Raw genomic sequence first — 9,145 nt, 5'->3', positions numbered from 1 at the left:
GCGGTCGATCGTTACACTAGCAAGGTAACAGGTTCCATGCATGCAGGCTATGTGATTACGAATACTTATCTTCCACCTGAAGAGCCGAAGATTCCAAAGACGCAAGTCAAAGTAGAAAAGGTATGGGAAGGTGGCAGTGAAGACCGTCCAACCATTACGATTGAACTTCTACGCAATGGTCAAGTGATTGATACGATTCAATTAACGAATGGTCAACGCAGTCATGAATGGACCAATCTGGAAGCTAAGGATTCCGAAGGTCAAGCATATCTTTACACGGTAAGAGAGTTAGCGGTCGATCGTTACACTAGCAAGGTAACAGGCTCCATGCAGGCAGGTTATGTGATTACGAATACCTATCTTCCACCTGAGGAACCGAAGATTCCAAAGACGCAAGTTAAGGTAGAAAAGGTATGGCAAGGCGGCAGTGAAGACCGTCCGACCATTACGATTGAACTTCTACGCAATGGTCAAGTGATTGATACGATTCAATTAACCAATGGTCAATTCAGTCACGAATGGCCCAACTTGGAAGCCAAAGATTCGTCAGGTAAGGAATACCACTATACGGTCAGAGAATTAGCGGTCGATCATTATATTAGCCAAGTGACCGGTTCCATGCAGGCAGGTTATGTGATCACGAATACCTACCTTCCGCCTGAGGAACCAAAGATTCCTAATGAACCAGGAGAACCCGAAGAACCTGAGGAGCCAGAAAAACCCGAAGAACCTGATCAGCCAATATTGAAGTCATCACTTCCAGCAACAGGTGAATCAGACTTGACGGCTATCTGGTTAATAGCTACTCTTCTTGCTCTGATAGGCTTTTGCTTAATTGTCGATTCTATGAACTCGAATAAACGCTAAAGGGTGTGACTATTCACAGCCCATAAGACTCAAGCAATGGTCTAAGCACCATTTGCTTGAGTCTTTTTTGTTTGATAGCTGATCTTTGGCTTTTAAGTTTAGTTATTTGTTTCTTAACGATTCCTTTTTAATGTTTTGGACGCTTATTTTATAGATTCAGAGAGAATAATAATTTTTGTAATTTTATAAACTTTACATATTTGCCAGCTATACTGAATTCTAGTTAAATCAGAAAGGAAGATTTAAATGAAAAAACAAAAAACGTTAACGATGGCCGTTTTATCAGGAATGTTATTGGCTCAAACAGCTTTACCACTTGTTCAGACTTTTGCTCAAGAGGACACCAGTCAAGAAACAAGTCAGGAAATGGAATCGGAATCAGATGCAGAATCAATGACTGAAATGGAATCAAGTCAAGGATCAGCCGCAGAAACTGAAGATGCTAGCCAAGGTGAATCCTCAGCAGAAAAATCGGATAAGGATGAAATTCCAACGGATCCCGAAGAATTGAAGGCTTTAATTAAGGAATACGGCCATAAGATCACTGTGAATGGCCATCAAATGAATATCTATGAAATGGGTGAAGAACATAAAGGACAGTCTAAGACGCTCGTCTTTATGCCAGGTCTTGGTGAAGCTTCGCAACCATTAACTCATAAGAATCTCTTAGATTTATTAGCTAAGAAATATCATATTTTAGTGGTAGAGCCTTTTGGTTATGGATTATCTGATGTGAGTCACGAAGAAAGAACAGTAGATACGATTATTGATGAATTGCATCAAGCACTTCAACAAGAAAAAGTAGATAAATATTTATTAGTGGCTCACTCCTTGTCCGGTATTTATGCCATGAAGTATGCTCAAAAATACCCTGAAGAAGTTCAAGGGGTGGTTGGTATGGATACCTCTACACCAATGATGAATGGATTTATGGACATGCAACATGAGGAAGCACCAGTGGATGATAGTGGGGCAGCAACTGATCTTCCGGAGATCCCTGATGTGGATGATGAAGTGAACGAGCAGTATAAGCTGATCGCTCAGTTGAATTTGAATAATGAAGATGTGGCAGATGAGAGTGAGCGCTCTAACCAAGTCTTATTGGATAACAAGGACGAAAAGATTCCTGCAGGGATTCCTGCTTTATATCTTTTAGCACAAGACTCTTATGAAGATATTGAGATGCGTCGTGAATTCATGGATAAGATTACTGAAGACTGGGAAGAACAACATGTTTCGATGTCCGAAAATCCAGATGAAGTTGAGACTCATGTATTAGAAGGAGACCACTTAATTTACATGACCCAGTATGAGGAAATGGCTCGTTTAATTGATGAATTTGCTCAAAAGATTAAGTAGAAAGGACGGTCCGATCATGAAACGGAAGAAATCACTGTTAGCCTTTTTAATGATCGCAAGTCTATGTCAACCCGCAACCACTTGGGCAGCTGAGGTTGATTTGTTGGATAAGTATCCCGTAAAAACGCCACTCTTTACCCAAGGTTTAGAGTTGGATCCAACAGGTAAGGAATTGATCTTGGGAACAGGCTTAGAGGGAAAATCTCAACTGGGCAAGTTTAATCTTCAATCAGGTGAATTAGAGGATGCCAAAAATTTGCCAAATAATTATTTTGGTGAGGGAATTACCTTTACCCCTAACGCTTTGTGGCAGTTGACCTGGAAGGAGAAAAAAGTTCTTAAGCGGGATCCAAAGACCTTTGAAATTTTGGATGAGATAGATATTAATACCGAAGGATGGGGAATCTGTTATGATCCAGATGAGAAGGTTATATGGCGGTCGGATGGGACGTCAACCCTTTATAAGCACGATCCTGAGACCTTTGAATTACTGGGTCAAGTGAAAATTATGAATGGTAAACTGGCTGCCTCAAAATTGAATGAATTGGAATGGGCCAATGGTCATATCTATGCGAACCGATTATATCGTGATGAAATTTTAAAGATCGACCTAGCGTCTGAGTCGGTAGTGGAGACTTATGATGTTCGTCCAATGCTTGATCAGACCTTAAATGAGGAAGAGATCGCTTCAGTGGATACCTTGAATGGGATAGCTCATATCGAAGGTGATGAATTCTATATTACGGGTAAGCTTTATCCCTATATTTATAAAGTTCGCTTAAAATAAAAGATAGAGTATTTAACCATAAAAAACCCGGCAAGTTAACTTGCCGGGTTCATTTTCATGATTTTGCGCTTAATTATTTGTTTTCAAGTGGAATATCTTTATTTTCTTTAGTTCCATCAAGTGAGTTTTTCACATTGGTGTAACCTTGTTCTTCTAAGTATTCTGCGATAACACCTGAACGGTTACCAGAGTAGCAGTAAGTGATAATTTCAGTGTCTTTATCTTCTGGTAAGAATTCAAGGGCAGTTTCAGGTTTTTCGCTATCTACATGGTGAGCCCCTTTAATGGCGGACTTATTGAAGTCTTTTTCCTCACGTCCGTCAATGAAGATAACATCATCATCACCGATTTCATCCATTAACTCATCAGGTAAGATGGATTCGAAAGTCACTAATTGATAGTCAAATTCATCAACACCATCAGCGTTTTGGACTTTTTCGAAGCCATTATCTAATAATAATTGAGCAGAAGCGGCAGAGTCTTCTTTGGTAGCAGCAATGACAACCACTTGCATTTTTTTGTAGTTTTCAAGACGTGGAAGGCTTTCTTCTAAGTCATCGGCTTCAATATTGATAGCATGTTTAACGTGACCTTTTTCGTAGGCATCATCGTCACGCACGTCGATAACCAAGACTTTTTCTTTTTGTTTGTTGTCTTGTTCAATTTTTTCGAGTTTTTCACCCTCGATGACTTCGATATCAGCGGCATGGATTGATCCAACCCCTAAAGATATCACTGTTGCTAAAACTAAAGCTGATTTAGTTACATTCATTAATGTTTTACGCATACATACACTCCTTAAATATTAGTGATAACTTAATTATAACATAGTCTTGAAAAGCTCACTAATTAAATGCTCTGATAGATCAATTTCATTTATTAGTTATACCTATTTCTTTTCATTAAGAGATTAGAGATTGCTATGTTATACTGGCATTATATTAACTTTTGGAGGTCATTATGGCAAGTAAAGTATATTGGGTGTTTGAAGTGCTAGTTCTTATATTGGGCTGGTTGATCAATCAATATTCTCGTCAGAGGATGGGATTATATCGGCATCTGTATTTTCGGCTAAGCCAAGCACAACAAGGATTTTTAGCAGCAGAATATCACGGCTATCTAATTCTCATCGGAGTGGTTCTTATATTAATAGCGATCCTTGCCCTTTGGCGTACTAAAACTTTGATTCAAACTTGTTATCGTTTTTCTTGGCGAGGCCATTGGATCATGGTGACTTTATTGTCGGCATTGGCTCTAGGTTTACTATGGAGATTTTCGATGGAACAGTCTTTCTTGATGCTGCCTTATTTCATAGTGGGTATCACTGTGATGGCCTTTATAAATTGTTTGATCGCTCTCGGTATTCGTCATTTTCATCCTGCCGATCAAGCTTGCTAAATAAAGGAGTTTTCAATGAATCAGTCAGCAATTATCTATTTTATGAAGCTGCCTAAGAAGGGCTATTCTAAGACGCGTTTACAGAATTTTTTACCTGCGGATAATATCCTTCATTTATGCACTTATTTAATTCAGCATAACTATCAGGTGATACAAGAATATCCGGCGGATGTCTATCTCTTTGCGACACCTCAAGAGGAATTGGATCAGGTCCCTGATTATCTAGATATTGACTTGGGTCGGGTTTTTCCACAGTTGATGTCGGACCATCTGGGTCAGCGAATGGCTCAAGCGATGGAGCAGGTCTTTCAATTGGGTTATCAAAAAGTAGCTCTTATGGGCTGTGATTTGATTGATTTAGATCGATCGATCTTGAATCAGGCTTTTGAGGGTTTGGATCATTGTGATCTGGTTTTGGCTCCAGCCCGTGATGGCGGTTATGGCCTAATCGCTAGCAAGGCTTTTCATCCTGAATTATTTAATTTGAAACACTATTCCCACGATCAAGTCCTTCGTCAAACTTTGGATCAAGCTCAAGCAGCGGGCTTAACCTGGAACTTAACTCGGACCATTTTGGATATCGATGACCGTGATGATGTGGCTGCATATTTGACAGGGGATCCGTCAGCGACGTTCTTGAACCAAGGAGAATATAATGCGAATTTTATCTTTGATCAGGGGAAAAAATTACTACGTGTTGCCCTGGGGTCTCAGATGTACTTAAAACACCAAATTGTCTATGAATATCAAGCCTTAAAGGCCCTGGAGCCTTCAGGGGTGGTACCCAAGGTTTATGATTGTCAGGCGGAGACGGATCTGATGGGATTAGGCTTTTTGACGGAAGAATTTCTTCCTGGACGTCCTTTGAACTATCAAACCGACTTGAATAAGGCGGCAGAGCTTCTTGCGCGTGTTCACCAAGTGGATATCAATCGGGGGAAGGACTTAATTCGAGCTAATCAACCATTTGAGCTGATGTATCAAGAATTTCAGTCCATGTTCAAGCACTATCAAGATTGGCCACAAAAGGATTCACAAGTCGAATCAGTTATTTTATCCTTGTTGGACAGCTTGTCTATTTATGACCGCCAACTTCCCTTAGAGGACCCTTGTATTATTAATACCGAGTTAAATTCCCATAATTTTTTGATCAATGAGTCAGGACCTTCTTATATTATTGATTGGGAGAAACCGCTGATTGGTGAGCGTGAACAAGATTTGGCCCACTTTTTAGCACCGACAACGACGCTTTGGCGAACGGATCAATTGATTGAGGGGGAAGATCTGGCTGATTTTGTGACTGCTTATAACAAGTATTCAACCGTCCCTGTTAAAGGAGACCGCTTAAAACAGTACCTGCACTTTACCTGCTTACGAGGCGTCACTTGGTGTGCTATGGCTTATGTTCAATATCTAAATCAAACGAAGGTGAAGGCAGCAAATTCATCCGCTTTTGCCACAATTGAACGCTTTATCAGCCTACCATTTCTCGAAAATATTCAGACCTATATTAATGACTTAGAGAGGTTGCTTCAATGAAGCCAGAACTTTCACTGATCATTCCCGTCTATAATGAAGCCAAGCAAGTAACCCGTCTTATAGACCACCTGCACGTCTTTGACCGTCAAAAGGTAGAAGTCCTGTTCGTGGATGGGGGATCTTTGGATGGAACCCCTGAACATCTTACACAAGCAGGCTGGACTTGCATTCATTCTGCTAAAGGAAGAGGTCAGCAGCTTCATACTGGTGCTTTGGCTAGTCAAAGTGATCGCCTGCTCTTTTTACATGCGGACAGTTATTTTAAAGAGGATCCTTTGGAGGCCATTATTCAAGCTCTTAACAAAGGTAATGCGGGTGCCTTTCCTTTGCGATTTGATCCTAGCAGCCCTTTGTTAAGTACGATTGCTTGGGGATCGAATTGGCGACTAAAGTATCGCCGTATTGCCTTTGGCGATCAGGGGATTTTTATGACTCGTCAGACTTATCATCAGTCAGGGGGCTTTAAATCTTTAGCTTTAATGGAAGATTATGACTGGTCAATGCGTTATAAACAAGCTGGTGGGCGGTTTATCATACCTCCTCTATCAATTTATACGGCTTCTCGTCGCTTTAAAAAAGGGGGGGCGCTTAAGACCCTATGGACGATGCAGTATTGTCAGCACTTATTCCGTCAAGGTGTTTCGGTTGAACAGATTCAAAAGATTTATCAAGAAAGGGGATAAGCATGAAGAAGCGTAGCTTTAAAGAAAAAATTATAGCCAAGGGGGCAGAGCGGATGGTTATGACGCTGGAAGAACCTCCAAATATTGTCGACTTAACCAAGCCAATCCAAGATTGTAAGGTCGCCTTTGTAACCACGGCGGGCGTGCATCTGAAGTCAGATCCGCCCTTTAATGTCAATGGAGACCATACTTATCGAATGATTCCTGGGACAGCAACGCCAGATTTATTAACGATTACTCATGATCACTATGACCATAAGGCCGCTGATCAGGACTTGAATGTTGTATTCCCCTTGGATTTATTGCGTCATTATGCACAAGAGGGGCGTATTGGGTCGGTGGCACCACGTAACTTTGGTCTAATGGGATATATTCCCAGAACGGATCTTTTGATCAATGAGGTCGCTCCAGATATTGCCCGTCAATTGGTAGAAGATCAAGTCGATGTTTGTTTGATGTCTCCAGGTTGATACATCTGTCATCAGTCCGTTGGACTAATACAACGAGAAGTTGAAAAACAAGGGATTCGCACAGCTTCTATTGCCCATCTACCGCGTTTGATTGAAAAGGTCCGTCCACCGCGCTTTTTAGCCATTGATTTTCCACTAGGGTTAACTTTTGGGGATGCCTTTGATGGACCGGGACATCGCCATGTTTTAGATCAATTGATTCAAGTTGCCATCGATGGGGGACCGGAAGAAGAAGTTCCCTACAACCCCTTATAATGTGAGGGAACTGGGAGCTTTTCTTCTCTAGACTTATCAGAATATTAAATATATAAAAAGATAAAAACGGTATATGACATACGTAAGCTTATTAATATAGCTTTTTTAGCATTAATAAGTAGGTTAATTGCCTTGCTCGAATCATTTCACTTGTCAGAATGGATTTGTTAGAATACCGATTGGATAGAAAGTTTTTGAAGAGTGTGCTAAACGAAGGAGGTGCAGGATGGATTATTTTATTTTATTTTTAGAAGGAATCATGACTTTTGTGTCTCCTTGCTTGTTACCCATGTTACCTATGTATATTGCTTACTTTGTGGGGGCGGAGGAGGATGCTGAGTCTAAGCCCTTGATGAAGGCTTTGGGATTTGTGGCAGGCTTTTCGCTAGTCTTTATGGCCTTAAGCTTGTTTGTTTCAACGCTAGGGCACTTTCTATTGATGCACCGAGCCTGGGTGAATGGGATTGCTGGACTCATCTTAATCGCTTTGGGGCTGGATTATTTAACGGGGCAAAAGTTGATGGCCAAGTTAACGCCCAAGCATTCGGGGGGAGCGGTCTTGAATCCTTTTGCGTTTGGTATGTTATTCGCTGTATCATGGTCGCCTTGTGTGGGGACTTTTTTAGCGGCTGCTTTATCTTATATTGCTACCGTTGGTTCTTGGGGACGGTCGATTGGGTTGATCCTTGCCTATTGTTTAGGTCTAGGAATTCCTTTTGTCTTATCAGCTCTTTTATTGGAAGAAAGCAAGCGGGTTTTGGGCTTTATCAAGCAAAACTACCGCTGGGTTCACCGTATTTCTGGTGTTTTACTCATTCTTTTTGGAATCATGATGATGTTTGGTTGGTTAGAAAATTGGCTATTGTCATTGGCATAGGAGGTAAGTATGAATAAGCGATTAATGTATTTGGGATTGAGTCTAGTGGCGCTTTTATTGATTGCTAGTGGCTTTTATCGTCACTACCAAAATGGAGATTCGTCAGATTCCCTAACTAGTTCTCAGACTACAAGCACGACTGAGACAAGTCTTGAGACCACCGAGACTACAGAGGAGAGTCAAGAAACTAGCAAGAAGTCTGAAACGACGAAGACCACAGAGGCGAGTCAAGAGACTAGTAAGAAGTCTGAAACGACGAAGACCACTGGGATGAGTCAAGAAACTAGCAAGAAGTCTGAAACGACGAAGACCACTGGGACGAGTCAAGAAACTAGCAAGAAGTCTGAAACAACGAAAACTACTGAGAGGACGAGCACTAGTAAGACGACTTCTACTAGTAAGGAAGGATCATCGACTAAAAAGACAAGTGAGGATGATGAAGATGCATCCATGTCCAAGGCGGATTTTTTAGCTTCTATTGAGCCTAAGAATTTTCGCTTCATGGATCAAGAGGACGAGATGGTTGATTTCGTGAAGGATTCTAAAGGAAAGCCGGCGGTTGTCAACATCTGGGCAACTTGGTGTAATCCTTGTCGTCAGGAAATGCCTGAATTCCAGAAGGTTTGGGAAGATTATCAAGAAGACGTTAATTTTTATTTAGTGAATGCTTTAGATTCTAAGCCGACTGAAACCAAGGAAAAAGTCAAGGACTTTTTAGAAGAACTCAACTTTAAAATGCCAATCTATTATGATTATCACTTAAAGACGATGGCAGTTGCCAATGCGGTCTTTTTCCCAACCACCCTATTTATTGATTCAGAGGGCCAGGTCGTTCATTATCAATTTGGCCAGATGGATCAAGCTGCGATTGAGGAGCAATTGCAGAAATTACTTAAGAATTAATCTTAAT

General features: G+C 41.0%; 10 protein-coding genes. 9 read left to right on the top strand and 1 reads right to left on the bottom strand.

Annotated elements, in window-relative coordinates; all coding sequences use genetic code 11:
• From HMPREF2758_RS03470 to HMPREF2758_RS03460, 3 genes are all read left to right on the top strand, one after another.
• On the top strand, positions 1–867 hold an 867-nt coding region (locus tag HMPREF2758_RS03470; RefSeq protein ID WP_148128875.1), incomplete at its 5' end, for a Cna B-type domain-containing protein.
• 246 nt (positions 868–1,113) lie between these two features.
• On the top strand, positions 1,114–2,226 hold the full coding sequence (locus HMPREF2758_RS03465) for an alpha/beta fold hydrolase (protein WP_070609164.1): 1,113 nt from the start codon (positions 1,114–1,116) through the stop codon (positions 2,224–2,226).
• A gap of 16 nt (positions 2,227–2,242) precedes the next feature.
• Entirely contained in the window at positions 2,243–3,013 is a 771-nt protein-coding gene (locus tag HMPREF2758_RS03460; protein WP_070609163.1) for a glutaminyl-peptide cyclotransferase, read from the top strand.
• A gap of 73 nt (positions 3,014–3,086) precedes the next feature.
• Here HMPREF2758_RS03460 and HMPREF2758_RS03455 read toward each other — a convergent pair whose 3' ends face one another.
• Positions 3,087–3,800: a rhodanese-like domain-containing protein gene (locus HMPREF2758_RS03455; protein WP_070609162.1), complete on the bottom strand. Its 714-nt coding sequence runs from the start codon at positions 3,798–3,800 to the stop codon at positions 3,087–3,089.
• A gap of 173 nt (positions 3,801–3,973) precedes the next feature.
• Between HMPREF2758_RS03455 and HMPREF2758_RS03450 the strand changes: the two genes are divergently transcribed.
• From HMPREF2758_RS03450 to HMPREF2758_RS03425, 6 genes are all read left to right on the top strand, one after another.
• Positions 3,974–4,411: a hypothetical protein gene (locus HMPREF2758_RS03450; protein WP_070609161.1), complete on the top strand. Its 438-nt coding sequence runs from the start codon at positions 3,974–3,976 to the stop codon at positions 4,409–4,411.
• Positions 4,412–4,426: 15 nt separating this feature from the next.
• Positions 4,427–5,950 (top strand): TIGR04282 family arsenosugar biosynthesis glycosyltransferase, encoded by a 1,524-nt coding sequence (locus tag HMPREF2758_RS03445; RefSeq protein ID WP_070609160.1) that lies wholly within the window; start codon positions 4,427–4,429, stop codon positions 5,948–5,950.
• Positions 5,947–6,633, top strand: coding sequence for a TIGR04283 family arsenosugar biosynthesis glycosyltransferase (locus HMPREF2758_RS03440; protein WP_070609159.1), 687 nt, complete (start codon positions 5,947–5,949; stop codon positions 6,631–6,633). Before HMPREF2758_RS03445 ends, HMPREF2758_RS03440 begins: the two co-directional genes overlap by 4 nt.
• 2 nt (positions 6,634–6,635) lie before the next feature.
• Positions 6,636–7,358, top strand: coding sequence for a glycine/sarcosine/betaine reductase selenoprotein B family protein (locus tag HMPREF2758_RS08995; RefSeq protein ID WP_246823238.1), 723 nt, complete (start codon positions 6,636–6,638; stop codon positions 7,356–7,358).
• Positions 7,359–7,584: 226 nt separating this feature from the next.
• Complete coding sequence (locus HMPREF2758_RS03430; protein ID WP_070609157.1) at positions 7,585–8,235, top strand: cytochrome c biogenesis CcdA family protein; 651 nt, start codon at positions 7,585–7,587, stop codon at positions 8,233–8,235.
• 9 nt (positions 8,236–8,244) lie between these two features.
• A complete protein-coding gene (locus HMPREF2758_RS03425) occupies positions 8,245–9,138 on the top strand; it encodes a TlpA family protein disulfide reductase (RefSeq protein ID WP_070609156.1) in 894 nt (297 codons plus the stop codon).
• Positions 9,139–9,145 lie beyond the last annotated feature (7 nt).

Origin of the sequence: Facklamia sp. HMSC062C11 (genome assembly GCF_001810675.1) — a bacterium.
Taxonomy (GTDB): Bacteria; Bacillota; Bacilli; order Lactobacillales; family Aerococcaceae; genus Facklamia; species Facklamia hominis.
Note: the sequence above shows the minus strand (reverse complement) of the source record. Positions and strands in the feature narration are given on the sequence as shown.

Excerpts from the sequence above, each read along its gene's own strand:
- HMPREF2758_RS03460 (WP_070609163.1), top strand. The coding sequence starts at position 2,243 with ATGAAACGGAAGAAATCACTGTTAGCCTTTTTAATGATCGCAAGTCTA.
- HMPREF2758_RS03455 (WP_070609162.1), bottom strand. The coding sequence starts at position 3,800 with ATGCGTAAAACATTAATGAATGTAACTAAATCAGCTTTAGTTTTAGCA.
- HMPREF2758_RS03440 (WP_070609159.1), top strand. The coding sequence starts at position 5,947 with ATGAAGCCAGAACTTTCACTGATCATTCCCGTCTATAATGAAGCCAAG.
- HMPREF2758_RS03450 (WP_070609161.1), top strand. The coding sequence starts at position 3,974 with ATGGCAAGTAAAGTATATTGGGTGTTTGAAGTGCTAGTTCTTATATTG.
- HMPREF2758_RS03430 (WP_070609157.1), top strand. The coding sequence starts at position 7,585 with ATGGATTATTTTATTTTATTTTTAGAAGGAATCATGACTTTTGTGTCT.
- HMPREF2758_RS03445 (WP_070609160.1), top strand. The coding sequence starts at position 4,427 with ATGAATCAGTCAGCAATTATCTATTTTATGAAGCTGCCTAAGAAGGGC.
- HMPREF2758_RS03465 (WP_070609164.1), top strand. The coding sequence starts at position 1,114 with ATGAAAAAACAAAAAACGTTAACGATGGCCGTTTTATCAGGAATGTTA.
- HMPREF2758_RS03425 (WP_070609156.1), top strand. The coding sequence starts at position 8,245 with ATGAATAAGCGATTAATGTATTTGGGATTGAGTCTAGTGGCGCTTTTA.